Origin of the sequence: Pseudomonas sp. I3-I5, assembly GCF_022699445.1 — a bacterium.
Lineage (GTDB): Bacteria > Pseudomonadota > Gammaproteobacteria > Pseudomonadales > Pseudomonadaceae > Aquipseudomonas > Aquipseudomonas fulva.
Genome location: NZ_CP093940.1, coordinates 2855434 through 2881250, shown reverse-complemented (window position 1 = coordinate 2881250; position 25817 = coordinate 2855434). Strand labels below are relative to the sequence as shown.

The window sequence follows — 25817 nt, the reverse complement described above, 5'->3', positions numbered from 1 at the left end:
AGCGCTCTTACCGGGCCGAAGCGAGTTGAGTGAAAGCGGAACCGAGCCACTGCTGCACACCACTCATGGTGGCGGCAGAGGTGTCGAGGAACGGCTGTGGATACACGCCCAGCAGCACCAGCAGTACCGCCAGGCCCAGCACCATGACCAGCTCGCGGGTGTCCATGCCGGCCAGTACGGTGTCCGATTTGCTCGGGCCGAAGTAGGCGCGGTGAATCATGATCAGCGAGTAGACCGAGCCGAATACCAGGCCGGTAGTGGCGATGACGGTGATCCAAGGCACGTGCACGAAGCTGCCGATCAGGATCAGGAACTCACCCACGAAGTTGCCGGTGCCTGGCAGCCCCAGGGAGGCGGCAGCGAAGAACAGGCTGATGGCAGGCAGGTAGGCGATGCGGTGCCACAGCCCGCCCATCTGGCGCATGTCGCGGGTGTGCAGGCGCTCGTACAACTGACCGGACAGGATGAACAGCGCGGCAGCCGACAGACCGTGAGCCAGCATCTGGATGACCGCACCTTGCAGTGCTTGCTGGCTACCGGAATAGATGCCGATCAGCACGAAGCCCATGTGAGAGACGCTGGAGAAGGCGATCAGGCGCTTGATGTCGGTCTGGGCGAAGGCCAGGAAGGCCCCGTAGAAGATGCCGATCAGGCCCAGGGTCATGGCGATGGGCGCGAACTCTGCCGATGCATTGGGGAACAGCGGCAGGGCGAAGCGCAGCAGGCCATAAGCAGCGGTCTTGAGCAGGATACCCGCCAGGTCCACGGAACCTGCGGTCGGCGCCTGGGCGTGGGCGTCGGGCAACCAGGAGTGGAACGGCACCACCGGCAGCTTCACGGCAAAGGCAATGAAGAAGCCCAGCATCAGCAGGTATTCGGTACCGGCCGGCAGGTCGGCCTTGAGCAGGTCGCTGTAGTTGAACGTGATCACACCGGTGTTGGTGTAGTTGACCAGTACCAGGCCCAGGATCGCCACCAGCATGATCAGGCCGCTGGCCTGGGTGAAGATGAAGAACTTGGTCGCCGCGTAGATGCGCGTCTTCTTGCCGTCCGCCGAGCTATGACCCCAGAGCGCGATGAGGAAGTACATCGGCACCAGCATCATTTCCCAGAAGAAGAAGAACAGGAACAGGTCCAGCGCCAGGAACACACCGACCACACCACCCAGGATCCACATCAGGTTCAGGTGGAAGAAGCCGACGTGGCGCTGGATCTCTTTCCAGGAGCACAGCACCGACAGCACGCCCAGCAGGCCTGTGAGCAGGATCATCAGCAGCGACAGGCCGTCGAGGGCCAGGTGGATGCTGATGCCGAAGCGCTGGATCCACTGGACTTTGTATTCCAGGGCCCATGCAGGCTCGGCGCCCGGAGCCGGGGCAAGGGTGTAGTCGCCGTTAGCCCACAGCCACAGGCCGATGCCGAGCAACAGGGACATGGTCAGCAGCGCGATCCAGCGCGGCAGGGTAGCGCCGAAGCGCTCGCCCAGCCAGCACAGGAAGCCGCCGATGAAGGGGATCAGGATCAGCCAAGGCAAAATCATGACGGGTTGGTTTCCTTTTGCAGGGTCGCAAGGTTCGCAAGGTTCATGGTCATACCGCGGCCACTACCACAGCGCCGAGTACCAGCACTGCGCCAATGGCGATGGAGGCGGTATACCAGCGCAGCTGGCCCGTCTCGGTCTTGGTCATGGCCACGTGGCCACCGCGAGCCAGACGAGGGATCAGGCCGATACCGCGGTCAACCGGGTCTTTGCGCAGCAGGTGGCTGATCAGCAGGTAGGGCTTGACGAACAGCTTGTCGTAGATCCAGTCGAAGCCCCAGGCCGCGAACCACCAGGCCGACAGCACGCGGCCGATGCCACTGTTGGCCACCGCGCTGACGAAGCTGCGCTTGCCCAGGAACAGCAAGGCGGCGAGCAGGATACCGGCAATGGCGATGGCGCCCGAGGTGATCTCCAGAGCATGCTTGGCCTCACCGCCGGCATGGCCTGCGCTTTGAGGCAGCACGTCAGCCAACGGCGGTGTGATCCATGCGCCGACGAAGGTCGACAGCACGATCAGCACGCCCAGTGGCAGCCAATGGCTGATGCCGTGGCCGGCGTGGGCTTCGGTCTTCGCTTCGCCGTGGAAGGCGATGAAGATCAGGCGGAAGGTGTACAGCGAGGTCATGAAGGCGCCGAGCAGGCCGGCGTACAGCAGGCCGGAGTTGCCGCTGGCAAAGGCTTCCCACAGGATCTCGTCCTTGGAGTAGAAGCCTACGGTCACGATCGGCAAGGCCGCCAGGGCAGCGCCACCGACCACGAAGCTGGCGTAGGCCAGCGGCAGTTTCTTCCACAGCCCGCCCATCTTGAAGATGTTCTGCTCGTGGTGGCAGGCCACGATGACGGCGCCCGAAGCCAGGAACAGCAGCGCCTTGAAGAAGGCGTGGGTCATCAAGTGGAAGATCGCCGCATCCCAGGCGCCGACGCCCAGTGCCAGGAACATATAGCCGATCTGGCTCATGGTCGAGTAGGCCAGGATACGCTTGATGTCGGTTTGCACCAGTGCAGCGAAGCCCGCCAGCACCAGGGTAACGCCACCCACCACGCCCACCAGGTGCAGGATGTCCGGCGCCAGCAGGAACAGGCCATTGGTACGGGCAATCAGGTAGACACCGGCCGTTACCATCGTCGCCGCGTGGATCAGCGCCGACACCGGGGTCGGGCCGGCCATGGCGTCCGCCAACCAGGTCTGCAGCGGTAGCTGCGCGGATTTGCCCACGGCGCCGCCGAGCAGCATCAGCGTTGCCAACACCATCCAGGTATCGCCGGCCTGGAATTTCTGCGGTGCCAGCACCAGCAGTTCCTGGACGTTCAGCGTGCCCAGCTGGGCGAACAGGATGAACAGGCCGATGGCCATGAACACGTCGCCGATACGGGTGACGATGAAGGCCTTGAGCGCTGCGTTACCATTGTTGCGGTTGCTGTAGTAGAAACCGATCAACAGGTAGGAACACAGGCCTACGCCTTCCCAGCCGAAGTAGATGAACAGCAGGTTGTCGCCCAGGATCAGGAACAGCATGCTGGCGATGAACAGGTTGGTGTACGAGAAGAACCGTGAATAGCCGGTCTCGCCACGCATGTACCAGGACGCGAACAAGTGGATCAGGAAACCCACACCTGTCACTACGCCCAGCATGGTGACCGACAGGCCATCGAGGTACAGGGTGAAGTTCGGCGCAAAACCATCCACCGACATCCACTGCCACAGCAGCTGGCTGTACGCACCGCCTTCAGGCGGGGCGACGTTGAATTGCCAGATCACGTAGGCGGCCGTGGCCGCCGACAGGCCAACCGAACCGACGCCGATCAAGGCGGACAGGTTCTCCGAGAACCTCCCGCGCGAGAACGACAGCAGCACAAAGCCCACAAGGGGAAAGACGAAAGTCAGGAAGAGAAGGTTCATCCGCGCATCTCACTGGCAGCATCGATGTCGAGAGTGTGGAAGCGGCGATACAGCTGCAGCAGGATGGCCAGGCCAATGCTGGCCTCGGCTGCTGCCAGGCTGATCACCAGAATGAACATCACCTGGCCATCGGGTTGGACCCAACGGGCACCGGCGACGACGAACGCCAGGGCAGAGGCGTTCATCATGACTTCCAGGCTCATGAGCACGAAGAGGATGTTGCGGCGGACCATCAGGCCAACCAGACCTAAGCAGAACAGGATGCCGGCGACGGCCAGGCCATGTTCGAGAGGGATAGCACCCATGATTTACTCCTTCGCCTCATTGCGGCCCAGGTGGAAGGCGGTGACCGCTGCCGCGAGCAGCAGCATCGACGCCAGTTCGACCACCAGCAGGTAGGGGCCGAACAGGCTCACACCCACTGCTTTCGGGCCCACGGTGGTACCGCTGATGGCAGCGCCGCTGGGTGCGACGAACAGCACGTACAGCAGCTCCACCAGCAACAGGGCGCCAAGGATCACCGGCCCTGCCCAGATGCCGGGCTTGAGCCAGCCGCGCTCCTGGGCGACCGAAGCCGGCCCCAGGTTGAGCATCATCACCACGAAGACGAACAGCACCATGATGGCGCCGGCATAGGCGATCACTTCCAGGGCGCCCGCGAACGGCGCACCCAGGGAAAAGAAGATCATCGCCACGGAAATCAGCGAGATGATCAGGTAGAGCAGGGCGTGCACGGGGTTTGTGCCGGTCACCACCCGAAGGGTGGACACCACGGCGATCCCGGATGCGAAGTAGAAAGCGAATTCCATCTTTCTGTCCTTATGGGAGCAAGCTCTTCACGTTGATCGGCTCGGCTTCGTTCTGCGCAGCGCCTTTCGGCTTGCCAGCGATCGCCATGCCCGCAACACGGTAGAAGTTGTAGTCAGGGTTCTTGCCGGGGCCGGAGATCAGCAGATCTTCTTTCTCGTACACCAGGTCCTGACGCTTGAACTCGGCCATTTCGAAATCCGGAGTCAGCTGGATTGCGGTGGTCGGGCACGCTTCTTCGCACAGGCCACAGAAGATGCAGCGCGAGAAGTTGATGCGGAAGAACTCCGGGTACCAACGGCCGTCGTCGGTTTCTGCCTTCTGCAGCGAGATGCAGCCCACCGGGCAGGCCACCGCGCACAGGTTGCAGGCCACGCAGCGCTCTTCGCCATCAGGGTCGCGCGTCAGGACGATGCGGCCACGGTAGCGCGGCGGCAGGTACACGGGTTCTTCGGGGTACTGCAGGGTGTCGCGCTTGCGAAACCCGTGGGAGAACACCATGGCCAGGCTGCGCAGCTGGGTGCCGGTGCCCTTAACGATGTCGCCGATATACTTGAACATGGGTCAAATCCTCACTGGGCCGCGACGGCTGGCGTGTTGTAAAGCACGATCGCAGCGGTCACCAGCAAATTGATCAGGGTCAGCGGCAGGCAGAACTTCCAGCTGAAGTCCATCACCTGGTCATAGCGCGGGCGCGGAATGGAGGCGCGCAGCAGGATGAACAGCATGATGAAGAACGCGGTCTTCAGGGCGAACCACAAGAACGACAGTTGCGGCAGGATGCCGAACGGGCCGTGCCAGCCGCCGAAGAACAGGGTGACCAGCAGCGCCGAGATGAGGATGATGCCGATGTACTCACCGACGAAGAACATGCCCCATTTCATGCCGGCATACTCGATGTGGTAGCCGTCGGCCAGTTCCTGTTCCGCCTCCGGCTGGTCGAAGGGGTGACGGTGAGTCACGGCCACGCCAGCGATGAAGAAGGTGCAGAAGCCGAAGAACTGCGGAATGATGAACCACAGGTTCTGCGCCTGGTACTCGACGATGTCGCGCATGTTGAACGAACCGACCTGTACCACCACGCCCATCAGCGCCAGGCCCAGGAACACTTCGTACGACACGGTCTGGGCCGAGGCCCGCAAGCTGCCCAGCAAGGCGTACTTGTTGTTCGAGGACCAGCCGGCGAACAGGACGGCATAGACCGACAGACCTGCCATGGCGAAGAAGAACAGCAGGCCGATGTTCAGGTCGGCCACGCCCCAGGTCGGGGTGATCGGAATGACCACGAAGGCAATCAGCAGGGCGCTCATGGCCACGACGGGTGCCAGGGTAAAGATCACGCGGTCGACGAAGGGCGGGTTCCAGTCTTCCTTGAAGAACATCTTCAACATGTCGGCAGCGATCTGGAACATGCCGAACGGGCCAACGCGGTTCGGACCGTAACGGTCCTGCCACCAGCCCAGCAGGCGCCGCTCGATGAAGCTGAGCAGCGCGCCGCAGACCACCACCGCCAGCAGGACCACGATGGCCCTTAGCACGGTGAGGATCACGTCGATCACTTCGGGGGTGAACCAGCTCATTGTGCTGCCTCCTGCAGGCCTTCGACGGATGCCCCGAACACGGCAGGCGGGATGCCGGCCAAGCCCTTGGGCAGCGCGACCAGGCCAGCGCCCAGCGCTTCATTGATACGCAGCGGCAGGCGCAGCGCCACACCCGCGACGTTCAGGTCCAGCAGGGCACCTTCGTTGACGCCCAGGCGATCGGCTTCGGACTTGGCCAGGGCCACGTAGGCAGCCGGGATGCGCGTTTGCACCGGCGCGGCACGCGAGGAGCTTTCTTCGCTGCCGAACAGGTGGAAGAACGGTACCGCTGTCCAGGTGCCGCGGGCCGGGTTGAAGGCGCCAGGTACCGTGGTGAACCAGGCCAGGCCATCACCTTTGGATTCGATCAGCCGCACGCCTGGGTCGCCGGCACGCAAGTGACCACCCACCTCGTCCTGAAACTTGTTCCAGGCCTGGGGCGAGTTCCAACCTGGCGACCAGGCGAACGGGACCTGCTGGCGTGGCTCGGCCGAGCCCGAATACCCTTCCATGGAGAAGGCGAACGCGGTATCGCGATCTTGCGGGGTACGCGGCTCGTGCACGCTGATGTTGGCGCGCATGGCGGTGCGCCCGGAGTAGCGCAGCGGCTCACGGGCAAGCTTCAGGCCCTTGATGCGGAAGGCGGCGCTTGGCGCGGCATCGACGATGCCAGCCAGTTGCGGGGCCGCCTGGGCGCAGGCGTGGGTAACGTGGTCCAGTTGGGTCCAGTCCACGGGCTTGGCCAGCAGGGTGGCACGCAGGGCGTGCATCCAGCGCCAGCCTTCGTGGACCTGGATGCTGCTGTCCAGGTACTGCGGGTCGAACACCTGGAAGAAGCGCTGGGCACGGCCTTCCTGGCTGACCAGGGTGCCGTCGCCTTCGGCGAAGGAGGCGGCGGGCAGTATCAGGTGAGCGCGCTCGACCGTCGGGGTTCTGGAGTGGTCGGCAACGATGACCACCTTGGCCGCTGCCAGGGCAGCATCCACCTTGGCTGCAGGGACGCGGGCGTAGAGGTCGTTTTCCAGCACCACGATGGCGTCGGCCTTGCCGTCGATGACCGCATCCAGTGCAGCGTCGACCGACTCGCCACCCAGCATGGCCAGGCCAAGGCTGTTGGCTTCAGGCACCACCAGGCTCAAGGAGCCTTGTTTGTCGCGCAGCTTCAGGGCCTTGGCGATGTTGGCGGCTGCTTCGATCAGCGAAGCATCGGCCAGCGAGGTGCCGGCAATGACCAGCGGGCGCTTGGCCGCGATCAGGGCATCGGCGATGCGCTGGGCCAGCGCCTTGGCCTCGTCGTCCAGGCCGGCGACGGCTGGCGCACTTGCGTCGATGGCATGGGCCACGGCAAAACCGAGACGGGCCAGGTCCGCCGGGGCTGCATGCACGCATTCTTCGGCCACGTCGTCGAGCTTGGTCTCGGCCAGGCTGGCGATGAACAGGGGGTACAGCGCATGCTGACCGATGTTCTTGACGGCAGCGTCGAGCCACGGCTGAACCTTCATCGCCTCGGCCATGGCCTCGGCCTTGCCCTTGGTGGCCTGGCGCACGGCCAGGGCGACGCGGGCAGCGGTCTGGGTCAGGTCTTCACCGAGCACGAATACCGCATCATGGTCTTCGATGTCGCGCAGGGTCGGAACGGGCAGGGGGCTGTTGTTCAGCACGTCTAGCGCCAGACGCACGCGCGTCAGCTCACCGGCTTCCATCCCGCAGTGGAAATACTCGGCACCGACTAGTTCGCGCAGGCCATAGTTGCTTTCGAGGCTGGCGCGTGGCGAACCGATACCGACGATGGTACGGCCGCGCAGCAGGTCGGCGGCTTTGTCCAGGGCCGCGTCCAGGCCCAACTTGGTGCCGTCGGCCAGTTGCGCCTGGCGTGGACGATCCGTGCGGTTGACGTAGCCATAGCCGAAGCGGCCTCGGTCGCACAGGAAGTACTGGTTCACCGAGCCGTTGAAACGGTTCTCGATGCGGCGCAGTTCACCGTAACGCTCGCCTGGGCTGATGTTGCAGCCACTGGAGCAACCGTGGCAGATGCTCGGGGCAAACTGCATGTCCCACTTGCGGTTGTAGCGCTCGGAGTGGGTTTTGTCGGTGAACACGCCGGTTGGGCAGACTTCGGTCAGGTTGCCCGAGAACTCGCTTTCCAGCACACCGTCTTCGACGCGCCCGAAATACACGTTGTCATGGGCGCCATAGACACCCAGGTCGGTGCCACCGGCGTAGTCCTTGTAGTAACGCACGCAGCGGTAGCAGGCGATGCAGCGGTTCATCTCATGGGCGATGAACGGGCCGAGGTCCTGGTTCTGGTGGGTGCGCTTGGTGAAGCGATAGCGGCGCTCGTTGTGGCCGGTCATCACTGTCATGTCTTGCAGGTGGCAGTGCCCGCCTTCCTCGCACACCGGGCAGTCGTGCGGGTGGTTGGTCATCAGCCATTCGACGACGCTGGCGCGAAACGCCTTGGACTCGTCATCGTCGATGGAGATCCAGGTACCGTCGGATGCAGGCGTCATGCAGGACATGACGATACGCCCGCGCGTGTCGTTCTCGTCGGTGTACTGCTTGACCGCACATTGGCGGCAGGCACCGACGCTGCCAAGCGCCGGGTGCCAGCAGAAATAAGGGATGTCGAGGCCAAGTGACAGACAGGCCTGTAACAGGTTGTCTGCACCGTTGACTTCGAGCGCTTTGCCGTCTACGTGGATAGTGGCCATTGTTCAAAGTTCTTCGTTGGCCCGCGTGAGCAGGCGTGGCTAATGGAAATCGGTAAGCCTGCGACACGCCGCGATCGGGTCGGGCCTGTCGGCAAGCTGGCGAGTGGCACGGACCACCCGCAGGAACATCGTGTTATGCGCCGACTACGGTCGGCCCGGCCTGAAGCGGTCTTGCCAGGTCAGGGCGCAACGCCTCGCCAGCGACAACCGGTGCGACACCGGCCTCGAACTCCGAGCGGAAGTACTTGATGGCACTGCCAAGCGGCTCCACCGCACCGGGTGCGTGGGCGCAGAAGGTACGGCCTGGGCCGAGGAAGTTGACCAGCCCCAGCAGGGTCTCGATGTCTTCGGCGCGGCCCTGGCGGTTCTCCAGGGCGCGCAGCATCTTCACGCTCCAGGGCAGGCCGTCACGGCACGGTGTGCACCAGCCGCACGACTCACGGGCGAAGAACTCCTCCATGTTGCGCAGCAGCGAGACCATGCTGACACTGTCGTCCACCGCCATGGCAAGGCCGGTCCCCATGCGGGTGCCGACTTTGGCGATACCGCCCGCGTACATTTGCGCGTCCAGGTGCTCGGGCAGCAGGAAACCGGTGCCGGCCCCGCCTGGCTGCCAGCACTTGAGCCGGAAGCCGTCGCGCATGCCGCCCGCGTAGTCCTCGAACAGTTCGCGTGCGGTGACGCCAAACGGCAGCTCCCACAGGCCTGGGTTCTTGACCTTGCCGGAGAAGCCCATCAGCTTGGTGCCATGGTCTTCGCTGCCTTCGCGGGCCAGCGACTTGTACCAGTCGTTGCCATTGGCGACGATGGCCGGCACGTTGCACAGGGTCTCGACGTTGTTCACGCAGGTCGGCTTGCCCCACACGCCCACGGCGGCAGGGAAGGGCGGCTTGGAGCGTGGGTTGGCGCGGCGACCTTCGAGCGAGTTGATCAGCGCGGTTTCTTCACCGCAGATATAGCGGCCTGCACCGGTGTGCACGAACAGCTCGAAATCGAAGCCGCTGCCCAGGACGTTCTTGCCCAGCAGGCCAGCGGCCTTGGCTTCATCGATGGCACGGTTGAGGTTTTTTGCCGCCGTGGTGTATTCGCCGCGCAAGAAGATGTAGCCGCGGTAGGCCTTCAGCGCGCGGGCGCTGATCAGCATGCCTTCGATCAGCAGATGGGGCTGTTGCTCCATCAGCATGCGGTCCTTCCAGGTGTTGGGCTCCATTTCATCGGCGTTACACAACAGGTAACGGATGTTCATGGACTCATCCTTGGGCATCAGGCCCCACTTCACGCCGGTGGGGAAGCCCGCGCCACCACGGCCCTTGAGGCCGGAGTCCTTGACGCTTTGCACGATCTCGTCAGCCGACATCTGCGCCAGCGCCTTGCGGGCAGCGGCGTAGCCGTTCTTCGATTCGTACTCGGCCAGCCAGACCGGCTCGCCGTCTTCACGCAGGCGCCAGGTCAGCGGATGGGTTTCAGCCGAGCGCGCGATGCGGTTGGCCGGGCCGAAGGAAGTGATGGTCATGCGTAACCCTCCAGCAGCTTGGAGACGCCAGCAGGCTGCACGTCGCCAAAGGTGTCGTCGTCGATCATCAGCGCCGGGGCCTTGTCGCAGTTGCCAAGGCAGCAGACCGGCAGCAGGGTGAACCGGCCATCGGCAGTCGTTTGACCCAGGCCGATGCCCAGCTCGCTCTGGATCTGGCTGACCACCGACTCGTGGCCGCCGATGTAGCACACCATGCTGTCGCACACGCGGATAATGTGGCGGCCCACCGGCTGGCGGAAGATCTGGCTGTAGAAGGTGGCGACGCCTTCGACGTCGCTGGCCGGGATGCCCAGCACCTCGCCGATGGCGTGGATGGCGCCGTCCGGCACCCAGCCACGGGCTTTCTGCACGATTTTCAGGGCTTCGATGGACGCCGCACGCGGGTCCTCGTAGTGGTGCATTTCATGCTCGATGGCCGAGCGTTCGGTTTCGCTCAGGGCGAAACGGTCTGTCTGGATAAGCGTGCTGTTCATGCTTAGCGGTCCACGTCAGCCATAACGAAGTCGATACTGCCCAGGTACGCAATGAGGTCGGCGACCATGCTGCCTTTGATCACCGAGGGGATCTGCTGCAGGTGCGGGTAGCTCGGGGTGCGGATCCGGGTGCGGTAGCTCATGGTGCCGCCGTCGCTCGTCAGGTAGTAACTGTTGATGCCCTTGGTCGCCTCGATCATCTGGAACGACTCGTTGGCCGGCATGACCGGGCCCCACGACACTTGCAGGAAGTGGGTGATCAGGGTCTCGATGTGCTGCAGGGTGCGCTCTTTGGGTGGCGGCGTGGTCAGCGGATGGTCCGCCTTGTACGGGCCTTCGGGCATGTTGCGCAGGCACTGGTCGATGATGCGGATACTCTGGCGCATCTCCTCGACGCGGACCATGCAGCGATCGTAGGCATCGCCGTTGTGGGCCAGTGGTACTTCGAATTCGAAGTTTTCGTAGCCTGAGTAGGGGCGGGCCTTGCGCAGGTCGAAGTCGCAACCGGTGGAGCGCAGGCCGGCTCCGGTGGTGCCCCAGGCCAGTGCCTCTTGCGTGTTGTAGGCTGCCACGCCAATGGTACGGCCCTTGAGGATGCTGTTCTGCAGCGCGGCCTTGGTGTATTCGTCCAAGCGCTTGGGCAGCCACTCGACGAAATCCTTGACCAGTTTGTCCCAGCCACGCGGCAGGTCGTGGGCGACGCCACCGATACGGTACCAGGCCGGGTGCAGACGGAAACCGGTGATCGCCTCGATCACCGTGTACGCGCGCTGGCGGTCGGTGAAGGTGAAGAACACCGGGGTCATGGCGCCCACGTCCTGGATGTAGGTGCCCAGGAACAGCAAGTGGCTGGTGATACGGAAGAATTCGGCGAGCATGATGCGAATCACGTCGACCTTTTGCGGCACCTGGATGCCGGCCAGCTTTTCCACCGCCAGAACGTACGGCAGGTTGTTCATCACACCGCCGAGGTAGTCGATACGGTCGGTGTAAGGAATGAAGCTGTGCCAGGACTGACGTTCGGCCATTTTCTCGGCACCACGGTGGTGGTAGCCGATGTCCGGTACGCAGTCGACGATTTCTTCACCGTCGAGTTGCAGGACGATACGGAAGGCACCGTGGGCAGACGGGTGGTTGGGGCCAAGGTTGAGGAACATGTAGTCCTCGTTGGCGCCCTGGCGCTTCATGCCCCAGGCTTCGGGGTTGAAGCGCGCCGACTCTTCCTCAAGCTGCTGCTTGGCCAGGGTCAGGCTGTAGGGATCGAACTCGGTGGCGCGGGCCGGATAGTCCTTGCGCAGCGGGTGACCTTCCCAGGTCGGCGGCATCATGATGCGGCTCAGGTGCGGGTGGCCAGCGAAATCGATGCCGAACATGTCCCACACTTCACGCTCGTACCAGTTGGCATTGGGCCAGATGCTGGTCACCGACGGCAGGTTCAGGTCGCCTTCGCTGAGCGAGACCTTGATCATCACATCGCTGTTACGCTCGATCGACAGCAGGTGGTAGAACACGCTGAAGTCGGCGGCAGGCAGGCCGCGGCGCTGGGTGCGCAGGCGCTCGTCGACGCCGTGCAGGTCGTACAGCATGCTGTAGGGCTTGGCCACACCGCGCAGGAAGCTCAGCACTTCCTTGAGCTGGGCGCGCTTGACCCACAGCACGGGCATGCCGGTGCGGGTTTCCTGGGCGACGAATGCTTCGGCGCCAAAACGGTTGTGCAATTCGACGACCACATCTTGGTCGTTTGCCTTGTAGGGCGGAATGTAAATAGCGTTGTCCGCTGTCATGGTCTCGGTCGCTTTGGGTCAACGTTAAGAATGAAGCCAGGCCGCCGGCACCCTCGGGCGCCGGCGGCAGGTCGCTGGATCAGACTTCGTCGGGGCTGCGCAGGTTGGTGACGGCAATGCGCTGTTCACGACGCAGCTCCTTCTGGGCGGGCATCTCGGCACGGTAAATGCCTTGATCGCCCACGACCCAGGAAAGCGGACGTCGCTCTTGGCCGATCGACTCCTGTAGCAGCATCAAGCCTTGCAGGAAAGCCTCAGGGCGTGGCGGACAGCCGGGCACGTAGACGTCCACGGGGAGGAACTTGTCGACCCCCTGAACGACCGAGTAGATGTCGTACATGCCGCCGGAGTTGGCGCACGAACCCATGGAAATGACCCATTTGGGCTCGAGCATCTGCTCGTAGAGACGCTGGATGATCGGCGCCATCTTGATGAAGCAGGTACCGGCAATGACCATGAAGTCGGCCTGGCGCGGCGAGGCCCGGATGACTTCGGCGCCGAAGCGGGCGATGTCGTGGGGTGCCGTGAAGGCCGTGGTCATTTCCACGTAGCAGCAGGACAGGCCGAAGTTGTACGGCCACAGGGAGTTCTTGCGGCCCCAGTTGACGGCGCCACGCAGCACATCTTCGAGCTTGCCCATGAAGATGTTCTTGTGGACCTGGTCTTCGAGCAGTTGATCGGTGACGGTTTCCCGTTCACCGACCGGGTATTGCTCGTTGGGTGCGTCCGGATCGATTCTGGTGAGATTGTATTGCATGCCAAAGCCTCATTGTTTCAGCTTCGCTTGCCGCTTGCGGCGACCTTCGGGAGCCCAGTCAAGGGCCCCGACGCGCCATAGGTAGACAAGACCTGCCAACAGAATTGCTATGAAAACGAGTGCTTCGACGAACCCGGTCCAGCCGCTTTCGCGGACGGACACAGACCATGCAAAGAGAAAGAGGGCTTCGATATCGAAGATCACGAAGAGCATCGCGACCAGATAGAATTTTGCCGACAGGCGCAGGCGAGCGCTGCCGGTGGGCAGCATGCCGGATTCGAAGGGTTCGTTCTTGGCGCGACCCCAAGCCTTGCTGCCGAGCAGGCTGGACAGGCCGAGCATGAAGGCACACAGGCCGACGACACCCAGAAGGAAAATGGCAAAGCCCCAGTTGTGGGCGATGAGTCCTGCCGAATCGGACATGCTTCAAATCCTTATACAGAGACCCAGCTCTGCAGTCTGAAATAAGTGTAGAGCGGCGACGTGGTGTCGCACTTGCAGTGACCAAATGTCGCAGCTGAATCAATCCTGCTGATTTTATGGGTAAACCCGGTGCAAGTAAAATTTCCGTAGCAAATTTATTCGCAGGTTCAACAACACATTCGGCTTGTAACTGGCTGAAAGCCTTGAGATTCGGGCATTGCGCGTGCTTTTGTTAATTATGTTTCTTGCGAGTGGTAACGAATTACGAATTGAGTAATGATAATTAATATCATTTAGCGCTGCGCTTCTTAGTTGGTCCGTTCTGCGCCGTGTAAAGTTCATCTGCAGATTTCCTGTGCTTGCAAATGCGAAAAGCGCGTGTTCTAGCAGTTTTCGACACGCTGGGTACCGCTCTGGATCAATACTAAAGCGTGAGCGCGGTGGTTGGGTCATGTGCCGCTGTGGTCTGTAGCATAGACCAGGGTGCTCTGATTGCCCTGACCTTGGGACAGGCGCTAGGTGGGCGGCGCTCGCTTTCTGCGACACCGTCTACGCAAAGGAGGTGGCTAGGCGCCAGGTGCAGTTGGGCGCAAGGTCACTGGAATGTCGGATTTAACCCCTTCCCTGTAGGGCATTTCCCAAACATACTCTTGCCGCCTGTTTTCCGTTGCGGCTGCCCGGGTGGCGCTCTAGTCTCGGCCTGTCGTTGCTCATCAACGACACAGCTTTGACAGGCTGTGACGGTAAATAGTGCGCGGCTTTCCTATATGGTGGCTGTGCGTGCGGGCACGCTTGCGTGCGCCGGAACTTAGCTATTTCCGCCGGTCTGTCAACCCACGCACAGCTGCCGCCCTTCTGTTTGACAGCAGGTGGGTGGCCAGCCCTAGAAGGTAAATAGCTATGTTGAAGATAGTCCCTGATCCACCCCGCAACTCCCATTCCCTCGAAGACACCCTGACCCAGGCCACCGACCACGCACTCTGCGCAGCTACCGTGGTGCATCAGGTCTTGCTCCTACAGCCCAGGTCCCCGGCATCGATCCTGATGATGACCACGATGCATGAACTCGAAGCGCTTCGAGCTTTGCTTGAGTCGGCCTTGATCCAAGTGCAGATCCCGGCGGGTGCCAAGCCTTTGCATTGAAGCTGATCGATGTGCAGCTACAGCCGGTCTTTGGCGGTTAAGCCGCGCCTTCCCGATCACCGCAGCTCGCAAGGTTCCACATCCACGGCGGGAGCGGATCTGGCTGCGTCAGGGGCCGGCCATGCAGTAGGAAATTTCCAGGGGATTCGAAAATGACCACAGAAGACACACAGTTCACCGTCGGTCAAACCACCTTTTGCCAAGGCGAAAACGGCACCCACGCGTTGTTTCGCATCGAGCCCGGCATACCGTGTCGGGATGCTCGCGAGCAGTCGTCGGAGTTGATGGGTTACGTTCGCGAATTGACCATCATCGGCCTGACGGAAGAGAGGCCGATGATGATCTGGGCGGCCCACTACCTCAGCGCCATGGCCAAAGCGTTGATGGACGACGCCGAGCTGGGCATGGCGCAGTGATTTTCGGCCAGATGGCCTAGCCTAGCGACTTGCGTGGTCTGGCGCCGCGCAAGGCCGCTGCTACAGGGCAGGCGTACCAGTGGTAGGTCAGTGCACTCAGGTGAAGGCCCACAAGCCATGAAGCGTTGGCCCCGTCCTTGACTGCTACATCCTTATCACCGATGGCTTTCGACCGGCTACCGCGTCAGGCGTACCAGATAGATGCCGGTACGAGGATCTGTTGCAAGCTTCAGGTTACAGGCGACAAGCGGCTGGCCATTGCTTTGACAGCTGACCTCCAGGGCCGTCCCGCTCTCCCCGACAAATGCCCAGCCAGCAGTACCGAAATCATCGTCCAAGGTGCCATCACCGTTGAAGCGCAACAGGGCAAATGGGTCGCGTGCTGCTTCGTCTTCATACAGCACGCTCAGGTAAATTTTTTCGTGATCGCCTGGTTGCCCATCGAAGGCCAGGTCCAGCGCGGAAGCCATGACCAATGGGTTCTTTTGAATAATGACAGGTTGCCCTGCATTGAAATGGGTGTTGGGCGTACCGTCGCATTTGAAAGACATGAGCGCGGAACCTTCATCATAGGTATTGATGTCGGTCCGGCACGCCAGCACGAAGTCAGTGTTGGAGGTGGACTGTTCAAGACGCGCTGCAAGCAGCGTGTGCCCGGGCGTGCTCAACTGCAAATGGCCGCGCGCGGCAAACGTCTCGTCAACGTTGGCTCGGTTATCAAGGCGGGTCACGATGACGTGGCTGTGGTAATCCTCGGTAGGCATAGGCGCGTGCGCGGCATAAATACCTTGTTCATTTACCGCTATCGTGCCCAGTAGCACGGGCTGCCCCTGGTGTTCAGCGCGCCAGAAGCCGGTGCCATTGAACTCGGTAGCCAAATCCCCTTTCAGCGAAATGGCAACAATATGATCGCGCGAATGAAAGTAGAGGACGCCGTCCCGAATTCTGCCGCTGGCGCTTTGCTGGACATTGGAACTGCGGTGCTTGGAGGCGGGGGTTGACTTGATTGGCCGGTCCTGGCGCATGGAGCTGATCGACCGATAAACACGGTAGGCCTGTCCATTTTCGCCAAATTGCGTGTCGGGCTTACCATCTGGGAGCACGTGAAAGACGACGGGACAAAACGAATTCGGGGCATCGTTGTAGTCACCTACCACATAGATTCCCTCGGTTTCGTCCGCAACGATCGTGGACAGATAGACCCGTAAGGCACCGGTGTATTCAACGGTGGCGACCCCGTCGGTTCCAAACTCTCGGTCAGGCGCTCCGCCAGCTCCTAGCCGTAGCAGTTTGATGTATTGCTCAGCCCTGTGAGCCGAGGACAGGAGGATGTGTCCGGTTGATTCGAGCAACGCCATTGGGCCAGCGTGGTTGTAGTGGTTGTGCCAAAAGCGGCCTCTTGAAGCAAACGTAGGGTCCAGCTCACCGGCTTTGGAAATCGTTGGCATGATGCGACTCCTGATTGGGCCAGTCGCAAGGTTTACAGAAGAGGCTGCTGCAAAAAACTGGTAATACTGCTAGGCGTCGGATGCAGAAAACCCTGCCGCCATTAGCGAAGCTCCCCTATTATGGGCGAATGGCCGTGGTCCAATTGCAGGTTAGCGTGACGTGAACCGGCCAGTTTCAGCAAAATAAAGGCCCGGGTCTTCGACAAGCCCCGGGCCTTTATTGAGCCGCACCTTATGAAGCGGTTGCGGCAGTTCTTTTGATATTACGGCTCGTCCTCGACGGTGTCCCTCGCGTTGTCCTCACCGAGTGGGAGAGGCGCCGGCACTCCCCGGTGATGGTCTGTTGTCTATTTTGCTAGATGTCTCACTCATCAAAATGAGCGGGACTGAAACTAGCAGAGCGAATCTCCATCGAGCAGGTGCTCGAGCAGTGTACCGTCCTGTTTCCTTTGAAGATTTCTAGACTCCTCATAAGGATCTGAGTAGATATCAGGGTTTTTATTATATCGCTTTAGCAGTTTTTCGTAAGATTGATCACCCAATATCTCGTCTATCTGCCAGGAGTCATGTCGCGGCTTGAAGGTGACGGGTTTGAATCGATTGAACGGGCTAAGAATCGCAGCGTTGTTTGAATCAAACATGGGTACCCCTTGGGGGTCGCGTGCCCATTCGACTTTTCGCGGCCGCCAAGCTTGAAGCAGTTCTGCTTTACCGGCATCGCTGCTCAGTAGTTGATAAATTTTCGGATCGTCAATCATCCGGCCTTGACTATCGCCAAGTGAAATGCTGAGGTGCATGGGTCCTTGATAGCCCTTTACTTCCTTTTTGGTCGCGCGGGCTAGATCTTTCGCAAACGAATCGCCGAAGCAATTGTAATGAGTGGCGCTATAGCAGGTGTGCATTTTTATCTTGCCATAGTCGTCAATGTTTACTCCTTTTTTCGAGAGATATTGCAGGAATTCGCCGGCGTCCAAGTTGCCTTCGCTGGTTATGACTTTGCCCAACGCTCTGCCTGAGTCATCAGCCGCCCCGTGCAGCTCAACGACTAAACGCTTGACGCCTTTGTGGGTGTCCTCGTATAAACGTAATTGATCATCAATGAAGCGATAGCCACCTATCCCAGCCATTGTCTTGTCGGCAACTGTACGCGTTCCGACTAGCGATCTCGATGCCGCCCCGCTCAGTCTAGTAACACCGCTGATGCCGGCTGCAAAACTACCAAGGCCGGTACCGAATGACAGTACATTCAGCGTTGATGCGAGCTGAGGGTCGCTGTTTTCTACCAGTATGGACGCGAGTTCCAGTCCACCCGATACAGCACCTAGCGTTGCGGCGAGCGCACCGCCCCCGATAGGCGCAGTGAGGATACTGCCCACCGCTACAGCGATACGGAATTCACGGGTGGTCATGATCGGAGGCGCCAGCACAGCGCTTAAATGTGAGACGCGCGCATGCCCGCTGGGGTCATGGTAGTTTATCGGATCCCCGGCACAGAATGCATACGTCGCGGGGCCTCCGACGCCGAATGGGCTTGCATCGTCAGGGGAGCAAAACGTCATGGTGGCGGGATCATAAGCGCGGTAGTTCCCTAGATAATAAAAATCTCGCGGGTAGATGACCTCACCCTTGAAGCCTAGCCAGTTTTCCCACTCGTTGTCGACGTTCATGTAACCGTAGGGGGAGTAATCATGAAGTGCGCCAAGCTTTCCGTCAGGCTTGATGGTGGCAAAGATGGTATCACTGGCATCTCTGAGTTCAAAACGGATACGTGTTGACGTCTTGCCATTCCCGTCTTTAGAGGCCGTCTGCCGTAAGGTGCACCCCACGCTTTCGTTGAGCAGAATATCCGTCTTCTCCAAGGTGCCGCCCCAGAAATGGCTGTTGGTGGTTTTCTGGCTTCGTGCGTAAACCTTGTTACCCCGGTAGTGCAGCTGAAAACCCCGAGGAGAGTCGTTCCCACCGGATGTGAACAAACCTCGAACGCGCCCGGCGGTGTCGTAAGTAAAATTCAGGTCTGGAGCTTTATCGCTATAGCTCTTGAGCCAGGTAACGCTCCCAACGCGTCCATCGTCAGAATACGAGATGTATTTAGTGATGCGACCGTTGTGGTTTGGAATGTCAGCATGTCGGGCTCGGACAAGAAGGCCTGGGGCGGTCGAGGAGAATACGCGCGGCTGGTCGAACCAGTTCTTCTTGTTTTCATCTTTGGAACTATTATAGGCATCTGTCTCATAACCATAGGTGGTCATATTGCCAATAGCGTCATACCCATAAGCCGCTTTATAAATAGTTGTGCCAGCATCGTTAACGCCGTGCCCGTTGCCATCCCAGTCGATCAACTGACCCTGGGCGTTGTACTTATAGTCGTTGGTGTATTTGGATGCCCCGTTTATGATGCAAGAGTGCTTGGTCAGGCGCCCGGCGGGGGACAATTCTCGCTGCAAGATGATCGTCTCCATGCCGTCACTTGTGAACTGTCTTTCGACTTCGCGGCCAAGCACATCATAGAGGTAGCTGATCGTCATTACACGTTTGCTGATGACATCATTGACCGTCTCGCTCTGCAACCTGCCGTTGTCCGAGAACACTGCGGTCGTAACGCATGCCGGGCTGACCTGTTTGATGACTCGATCAAGGGCGTCGTAGGTATAGTGTGTAGTCTGTCCAGCGATGTCGGTCACTTTGATAACACGGCCGCGCAGGCTCAATTCTGTCTGGGTAGAGAGGGTTGGGCTGCCGGTCTCGCTCGCTTTGACACCATACGCGCATGCTTCTGTATAGGTCCTATTGTCATCGTTCCATGTCTGCGTATATCCCTTGAATAGATTACTTATATTTGGCGACTTGCGATGTGGAATCGGAGACGCACCCGTATATGTGAAGCTCTTGGCGACAGTGTTTACCGTTTGTTTGGCCACTCGCCCCCACGCGTCCAATACCTGCTCGCCGAGTAGGGTAGGCGCTACCTCATCCTGCGGCTCATTTGCCTGTGCGGCTTGGGACACTTTCATCGAAAGGGGAACTGGGCTGGCGCTGTGTTTCTCATAATCGTAATGCAATATGGCGCCGTTCTTCTCTTTTTTTACCAGGCGGCCCAAAGCATCATATTCCATCGTGAGAGGGGGCGTTGAACCTGCCGTGATTTTGCGCGGCAACCCGTGGACGTTGTATTCAGTGGTGTGGAGAGAAATGTCGACTGACTTTTTTGCTATTTTTTTTGAATATTGTGTTCGGATGGCCCGTCCATGGGAGTCGTAGCCGATGGTCAGTTGAAGGGTTTCTGCAGCGCCTTCAGTGCCGTTGGTGTAGAGCGCTGTGCGTTGATTGGCATCCCATTGATACGTTTCGGTAAATGTTCCTCGCTTGATCACGAGTTTGGAGTCTTTTCTTTGTTCGGTCTGAATGCGTGTGTCGAGGAGGGTGCCCTTACCGTCTTTTATCGAGACTGTTTTGATGATGTCAGTAGGCGTCGTTTTCCATTCAGTCGTTCGTACGTCAAATACGTCCCCATGGGCATCGTAGTCATATTCAATCAGTGAAGTCGGTTTGCCGTGCCTGTCGTAATGTTCGACAGTGAGTTCATGCGCTGCGCCGGTACCGTCATATGTATATCTCGTGGTCGTGCCGCCCGTTTCACTGTACGCTGTCTCGCTCGATTTACGCCACGCTGTTTCGTCACCGTCAATATTGGTCCACTCAGAAAGCACCCTGCCACGCTCATCATGAACGGTGCGCGTGTTCAGGCCTTTCGCGTCTATCACCTGGATTTGAATAGTGCGCTTTTCAGCATCGACCGTATAGCCGACGGTGGAATCGCTGAGCGTCGTTTTGCCTTGCTTCACTGTACTGGTTGCTAGCGCACCGTTAGCGTAAGTGTATGTTGTGGTTATCCCGGATGCGTCGGTTTGCTCGACAGGCATCTTTGCAAAGCCGTCATGCACGTAGGCGGTCTTCATCGTTGCCTTGGACGAAGTTACTGAGGTGTGTGTGGCGATTTTACGTGCTTTTTTTTCATCCGTCTCGTAACGGAGAGCGGTATCAACCTCGGAATTTTCGATTTGTTTACCTGCTTCGTTTAGCGCGTAGACCTTACTTGATTTCAGTTGGCAGAAATGCGCTGATTTGGGCGATGTGTCGTAGGTAAAATCTTCGACGGTCATCTGCACGTTTTTCCAATTATCGAGCTTGAACCCTGTGTCATTCATTTCACTCTGCGTCTTCGCGGCGCTTGTGACGGCGGCCATACTCCTTTCATAGCCTTTTCTTAGGTAATCGTCGTCCTTGACAGATTTAATGCATACCTTAAGAGCATCGACCATCGACGCGATGGCTTTGTCAGCGATGGCTCGCTGTACGTCAGTGACGCTGATAGACGAAACCGTCGGCATGAGCACTGTCAATTTTCGCGCTAATACTACAACGTGGTCGCGGTCGATCAGATCATCCTGAATCGTCGCTATCTTGTCATAGCCAAAATAAGTGATCTTTGCGGTGGTTTCGCCGTCCGCATTAATCTTGATGGCCCGCTCGCTTTCAACATGATTGCTGAAGCCAAGTTCATCGCCTGGGTAGTTTATATCCACTGGAAGATTGAACGCGCTTTTGGCATAGTTGTTAGGGGCGCTGGACTTGAATGTGGTGAAATTGCGGACTGTATTGGAGGCGAAATTCACCTCGTTCTTGTATTTGGGTGCGATGGGGGAGATTGCGCCCATAATGGCGTCCCACGACAAGCTTTGAAGTTGACTGGCGTCGTTAGTGACCTCGGACGTCGTGCGGTAATGCGTGTAATTGTTGAAATAGGTCCATTGGATTTTTTCATCGCCCCGTTTGAGCTCGATGATGTTCCCCTGTCGGTTGAAGGTGGACTCGGTCTTACTGACTTCAACGCCGTCGATCGTATCAACAACGCAACTGGTGGTCGTGTGTGCGTCGGCGTCTGTCTTAACGGTGCAGGTGCGCACTGATGTTGAGCCCAAGGCCTTGGACTCCAGATTTGTGATGACGCCATCGCTGTACGTATAGGTGACATCTTGAAGGGTTTCTACGTGGGTCTTCACCGCAGGCTTAGCATCTTTCTTATCTGACTGAACAGGAAGGGTTTGCTCGCTGGACAGGGTGATCTGCGTGATATTCTCCTTCCACGTCCATGTTTTAGTCAGCCGCGCCGTGCTGTCAGGCATCTCAATGGTCAACGTCTTGATTTTGTCGTTTTCCCATTTCAGCGTTTCTGTGAGCTGGCGATTGAACTCGATGGCCTCTTTGGTTTCATCAGTTTGCTCTGATTTGTAATGCGTCGTGGACTTCAGTTTCATATGGTCTTTCCCGGTTTCGAGGCGATAGACCATTTTTTCGAGAAAGGGGTGCTGCTTTGTAAGGCTTATCACGAGCGCCTTATCGTCGTAGGCGCAGTCGTACTTAACGGCCTCAGTACTGTCGGGGTGAAGTATCAGCTGGCGTAACGTGGGCGCCTGCGAGTCACTCCAGTTCCACTCCGCTTTCAGGACAGTCCCGATCGAGTCCTGGATGCTCGTAACGCGAGCGTCCCCATTCTTTGTCTGCCAGGTGAATGTCAGCCCTTTACCATTCGACTCAAGTATTTTGCGCGTCAGCACCAACGGCGGTTCGCTAGTGTCTTTGGTGAGGTCGCCGACGCAATCAAAAATTTCAGCCATGCCTGACGTGTGCATGACAGTGAAGGTTTGACCTTTCAGCGGTTTTTTCTGGAAATCGTCTACGGTCGCACCGAATTCGTTCTTTCTCATGTTCAGGATATGTGTAGCGTCGAAGATATACCCTGGCCCAATTGCGGTACTGGATGATTTATCATCAGTACTGATACTCATGACCTTCCCATTAACCAGCGGCACATCGCTGACGTGGATCGCATATTCTAAATAGGATGAGCCGCCGCGCATTTTCCACGTGCCCAGGCCGAAAAAGTTCAGTACTGGCAGTTTAGTAGAGTCATGCACTTGGCCGGTAAGGGCGAGCTGGAGCGGCACGCCATTTAACTGTCCAAGCAGCTCCCCCAGTGGTAATTTGAATTGGCATTTTCCAGAAAATGTATCGATATCAATGGGCGAGTTATCTAGGGCGCGTTCCAATTCAGCGATATCCATGGGCTTCTCCAGTGCTAGACGCACTAATGGTTTTTAGGTGTACAGCGCATGTGCCTCAACCAGTGTCGAGGTAGCACCTAAGGGCCGCAACTGACAAAAATGCTAGGTAGGTAGGGAATTCAAGGCGCGTTTGGAAGGTAACTACGCAGCGCCACATGTATGGCGCGCACGGGGGTATCAGTCGTTGAAGTTCACTACCTACTGTTGTGTCATCTGAACGCCTAGCGCTTGGTAAGCGCTGGGATTGACCTCAAGACCGTGTGGTGACGTTAGGCAGTGGCAGGTGCAATCTCCCCAACTAGGCCTGAAAAGATGCAGCTGAGCGGCGGGGATGCAGACCCTGCAGAGGAAATCCTGGGACTAGCGAATGCCGATAAAGGCCATGTATGGGCTTTGTCGATGAAACCGGAGCACTCGTTTCATGCACCGGGCTGGCTCGATTCTGAACGGTTGGTGTCAGCCAAAAAGTAAAGGCCCGAAGCATTCCACCTGCTCCGGGCCTTCATTCAACAATCTCTAACTGTTAGTGGAACTGCTCTTCCTCAGTCGAACCGGTCAGTGCAGTCACCGACGAAGCCCCACCCTGAATCACAGTGGTCATGTCATCGAAGTAGCCCGTACCCACTTCCTGCTGGTGCGCCACGAAGGTGTAGCCCTTGCTGGCGTCGGCGAACTCCTGCTCCTGCAGCTTCACGTAGGCAGTCATGTCGTTGCGGGCGTAGTCGTGCGCCAGGTTGAACATGCCATGCCACATGTTGTGGATGCCGGCCAGGGTGATGAACTGGTGCTTGTAGCCCATGGCCGACAGCTCGCGCTGGAATTTGGCGATGGTGGCATCGTCCAGGTTCTTCTTCCAGTTGAAGGAAGGCGAGCAGTTGTACGAGAGGATCTGGTCCGGGTACTCCTTCTTGATCGCTTCGGCGAAGCGGCGGGCTTCGTCCAGGTCCGGCTTGGCGGTTTCGCACCAGATCAGGTCGGCGTAGGGGGCGTAAGCCAGGCCGCGGGCGATGGCCTGGTCGAGGCCGGCGCGTACTTTGTAGAAGCCTTCACGGGTGCGCTCGCCGATCACGAACGGCTGATCGTATGGGTCGCAGTCACTGGTCAGCAGGTCGGCGGCGTTGGCGTCGGTACGGGCCAGAATGATGGTCGGCACGCCCGAAACATCGGCTGCCAGGCGCGCGGCGACCAGCTTTTGCACGGCTTCCTGGGTAGGTACCAAAACTTTGCCGCCCATGTGGCCGCACTTTTTCACCGAGGCCAGCTGGTCTTCGAAGTGCACGCCAGCCGCGCCCGCTTCGATCATGTTCTTCATCAGCTCGTAGGCATTGAGCACGCCGCCAAAGCCTGCTTCTGCGTCAGCCACGATAGGCGCGAAGTAGTCGATGTAGCCCTCATCACCAGGGTTCTTGCCTGCCTTCCACTGGATCTGGTCGGCACGGCGGAAGGAGTTGTTGATGCGCTTGACCACCGTCGGCACCGAGTCGACAGGGTACAGCGACTGGTCGGGGTACATGGACTCGGCAGAGTTGTTGTCGGCAGCTACCTGCCAGCCCGACAGGTAGATGGCCTGGATGCCTGCCTTGACCTGTTGCACGGCCTGGCCACCGGTGAGGGCGCCCATGCAATTGACGAAGTCTTTTTCCGGGCGGAACGATGGATGTGCACCTTGAGTGACCAGTTTCCACAGCTTTTCAGCACCCAGGCGGGCCAGGGTATGCTCCGGCTGCAGGGAGCCACGCAGGCGAACGACATCGGCGGCGGTGTAGGTACGGGTCACGCCTTTCCAGCGCGGGTTTTCGGCCCAGTCTTTCTCAAGGGCTGCAATTTGCTGTTCGCGTGTCAGTGCCATGGAAGTAAACCTCGTCGCATCGATCTTGGATTAGTTGTGCGGATGCTCGGGGCAGATCAGGGCGCTGGCGGCAGTCCTGTTCAAGCGGGTACGGCGGCAGCGGGCAAGGATGGGGTGCAAGGCGGGCAGTCATGTGCATCAGTGCCCCTGCAGGTCGGCTCGTGGATGCCTCGCTGCGGTGCTACACGAATGCTGTGACGGCGGTGACGCACTTGAGTCCCTCGAAACCACTTGCTCGGTGCAGTCGCAACCTCGTCGAACGGCCTTATGGGCTGTACGGACACGAGGCGCCTCCACGGTGACGGAGGGCGCCCCAAGGCCCTTGCCAGGGCCCCTGATTAGCGGGAGCGAGGCCATCATGCCCTCGCTAAAAAGTGCCTGTCAAACGTTTTGTAGTGCTTTTTTAGGTCTACTACATCTTTGGTCTAATACGACTCATCAGTCAGTTCAGAGGCCTTTGGTCGAGGCCGCAGACTGTCTCGGATCAGTCCAAAACATCGACTTTTACCCGCACTGTCATGTTTTTTCCCCGTTCAGTGCTGTAGGTATGGCTTCCAGTACTAAAGCCGGCCTGGCTCTGCTGGTTATACCCGGCCATATCGATCCACTCACCCACCTTGCCGGTGAGAGTTGTGTCGGTGCTTTGAACATCCACTACATCTGCACGTTCGCGGCTGATGCGATCATTATTAGTGCTGATCTGCAGGCGAACAGTGTCTCCAGTGAGCGTCGGTGTTACGTAAAAACCCTGGGTTACATTGCGGTATTGGGTATCGCTCTGCACACGCCCATATCCATCGGTACTGGAGCTGGTTACGGGGATGCTCTGGCCGACCTGAACCAGCGCTGGCTGACCTTCGCTGGCCTGGATCTGCTGCACGCCGCCGTCGCGGTTGGAGGTGCCGTGGCGGATGATCTTCGCGTTGCCGCGCGTATCCTGAAATTGGCTGTCGCTGGTGTCGACGCTGATCAGCAAGCGTTTGGCGGCGGTGTCCAGTTGCTTGAGTAGCTCACGCAGTTCGCCAATGCGTTGCGGGCTGGCATTGACGATGAGTTTGTTCTCGAAGGCGCTGACAGTACCGTCCTGGCCGATGAAGGCTTGCGCGGGCGGCAGCAACTCGGCGCTGCTGCGGTGCTGCAGTGGCACGACCTCAGTTTGGGCTTGTGCGGTCAGGCTGACCAGCAGTGCCAGCGAGATGAAAAGCGGGCGTGTGGACATGGGCAGGGTCTCCGTAAAAGGTGAGTGTAATCGCTGCATCGGCAGCACCCGAACTTCCTGAGCCATTTCGCAGCAATTGATGCCTGGGTCCTCAGTAGTGCCCACCTG

The 25817-nt window shown here is 59.3% G+C and carries 18 protein-coding genes; 2 read left to right on the top strand and 16 right to left on the bottom strand.

Annotated elements, in window-relative coordinates; genetic code table 11:
* Positions 1 to 7 precede the first annotated feature (7 nt).
* The 12 genes from nuoM to MOP87_RS12870 all read right to left on the bottom strand — a co-directional run bounded on the left by nuoM (position 8) and on the right by MOP87_RS12870 (position 13512).
* Positions 8 to 1540: an NADH-quinone oxidoreductase subunit M gene (nuoM, locus tag MOP87_RS12925; RefSeq protein WP_023534786.1), complete on the bottom strand. Its 1533-nt coding sequence runs from the start codon at positions 1538 to 1540 to the stop codon at positions 8 to 10.
* 49 nt (positions 1541 to 1589) lie between these two features.
* Positions 1590 to 3443 carry an NADH-quinone oxidoreductase subunit L gene (nuoL, locus tag MOP87_RS12920; RefSeq protein WP_027916255.1) on the bottom strand — a complete coding sequence of 618 codons (1854 nt, stop codon included), beginning with the start codon at positions 3441 to 3443 and terminating at the stop codon, positions 1590 to 1592.
* A complete protein-coding gene (nuoK, locus tag MOP87_RS12915) occupies positions 3440 to 3748 on the bottom strand; it encodes an NADH-quinone oxidoreductase subunit NuoK (protein ID WP_003251446.1) in 309 nt (102 codons plus the stop codon). The genes nuoL and nuoK overlap by 4 nt, the downstream gene beginning before the upstream one ends.
* Positions 3749 to 3751: 3 nt before the next feature.
* Complete coding sequence (gene nuoJ / locus MOP87_RS12910; RefSeq protein ID WP_023534783.1) at positions 3752 to 4252, bottom strand: NADH-quinone oxidoreductase subunit J; 501 nt, start codon at positions 4250 to 4252, stop codon at positions 3752 to 3754.
* 10 nt (positions 4253 to 4262) lie between these two features.
* Positions 4263 to 4811, bottom strand: coding sequence for an NADH-quinone oxidoreductase subunit NuoI (gene nuoI / locus MOP87_RS12905; protein ID WP_023534793.1), 549 nt, complete (start codon positions 4809 to 4811; stop codon positions 4263 to 4265).
* An 11-nt stretch (positions 4812 to 4822) separates the two neighbouring features.
* The gene (nuoH, locus tag MOP87_RS12900; protein WP_027916254.1) at positions 4823 to 5830 is read right to left on the bottom strand and encodes an NADH-quinone oxidoreductase subunit NuoH; all 1008 of its coding nucleotides are present in this window, start codon (positions 5828 to 5830) and stop codon (positions 4823 to 4825) included.
* A complete protein-coding gene (gene nuoG / locus MOP87_RS12895; RefSeq protein ID WP_242809608.1) occupies positions 5827 to 8541 on the bottom strand; it encodes an NADH-quinone oxidoreductase subunit NuoG in 2715 nt (904 codons plus the stop codon). The genes nuoH and nuoG overlap by 4 nt, the downstream gene beginning before the upstream one ends.
* Positions 8542 to 8674: 133 nt before the next feature.
* Complete coding sequence (gene nuoF / locus MOP87_RS12890; RefSeq protein ID WP_023534745.1) at positions 8675 to 10054, bottom strand: NADH-quinone oxidoreductase subunit NuoF; 1380 nt, start codon at positions 10052 to 10054, stop codon at positions 8675 to 8677.
* Positions 10051 to 10548 carry an NADH-quinone oxidoreductase subunit NuoE gene (gene nuoE / locus MOP87_RS12885; RefSeq protein WP_027916252.1) on the bottom strand — a complete coding sequence of 166 codons (498 nt, stop codon included), beginning with the start codon at positions 10546 to 10548 and terminating at the stop codon, positions 10051 to 10053. Before nuoE ends, nuoF begins: the two co-directional genes overlap by 4 nt.
* Before the next feature lie 2 nt (positions 10549 to 10550).
* The gene (nuoC, locus tag MOP87_RS12880; RefSeq protein ID WP_023534867.1) at positions 10551 to 12332 is read right to left on the bottom strand and encodes an NADH-quinone oxidoreductase subunit C/D; all 1782 of its coding nucleotides are present in this window, start codon (positions 12330 to 12332) and stop codon (positions 10551 to 10553) included.
* Positions 12333 to 12411: 79 nt separating this feature from the next.
* On the bottom strand, positions 12412 to 13089 hold the full coding sequence (locus MOP87_RS12875) for an NADH-quinone oxidoreductase subunit B (protein ID WP_023534774.1): 678 nt from the start codon (positions 13087 to 13089) through the stop codon (positions 12412 to 12414).
* Between the two features lie 9 nt (positions 13090 to 13098).
* Positions 13099 to 13512, bottom strand: coding sequence for an NADH-quinone oxidoreductase subunit A (locus MOP87_RS12870; protein WP_008096178.1), 414 nt, complete (start codon positions 13510 to 13512; stop codon positions 13099 to 13101).
* 900 nt (positions 13513 to 14412) lie between these two features.
* On the opposite strand from MOP87_RS12870, the gene MOP87_RS12865 reads away from it, so the two are divergent.
* Both MOP87_RS12865 and MOP87_RS12860 read left to right on the top strand, forming a co-directional pair.
* The gene (locus tag MOP87_RS12865) at positions 14413 to 14655 is read left to right on the top strand and encodes a hypothetical protein (RefSeq protein ID WP_027916251.1); all 243 of its coding nucleotides are present in this window, start codon (positions 14413 to 14415) and stop codon (positions 14653 to 14655) included.
* Positions 14656 to 14807: 152 nt separating this feature from the next.
* On the top strand, positions 14808 to 15071 hold the full coding sequence (locus tag MOP87_RS12860) for a DUF3077 domain-containing protein (protein WP_027916250.1): 264 nt from the start codon (positions 14808 to 14810) through the stop codon (positions 15069 to 15071).
* A 176-nt stretch (positions 15072 to 15247) separates the two neighbouring features.
* On the opposite strand, the gene MOP87_RS12855 is transcribed toward MOP87_RS12860, so the two are convergent.
* The 4 genes from MOP87_RS12855 to MOP87_RS12840 all read right to left on the bottom strand — a co-directional run bounded on the left by MOP87_RS12855 (position 15248) and on the right by MOP87_RS12840 (position 25709).
* Positions 15248 to 16519, bottom strand: coding sequence for a hypothetical protein (locus MOP87_RS12855; protein WP_141400896.1), 1272 nt, complete (start codon positions 16517 to 16519; stop codon positions 15248 to 15250).
* 392 nt (positions 16520 to 16911) lie between these two features.
* The gene (locus tag MOP87_RS12850; protein ID WP_242809606.1) at positions 16912 to 22641 is read right to left on the bottom strand and encodes an RHS repeat-associated core domain-containing protein; all 5730 of its coding nucleotides are present in this window, start codon (positions 22639 to 22641) and stop codon (positions 16912 to 16914) included.
* Between the two features lie 523 nt (positions 22642 to 23164).
* A complete protein-coding gene (aceA, locus tag MOP87_RS12845) occupies positions 23165 to 24490 on the bottom strand; it encodes an isocitrate lyase (RefSeq protein ID WP_023534769.1) in 1326 nt (441 codons plus the stop codon).
* Positions 24491 to 24974: 484 nt separating this feature from the next.
* Complete coding sequence (locus MOP87_RS12840; RefSeq protein WP_110606567.1) at positions 24975 to 25709, bottom strand: secretin N-terminal domain-containing protein; 735 nt, start codon at positions 25707 to 25709, stop codon at positions 24975 to 24977.
* Between the last annotated feature and the right edge of the window lie 108 nt (positions 25710 to 25817).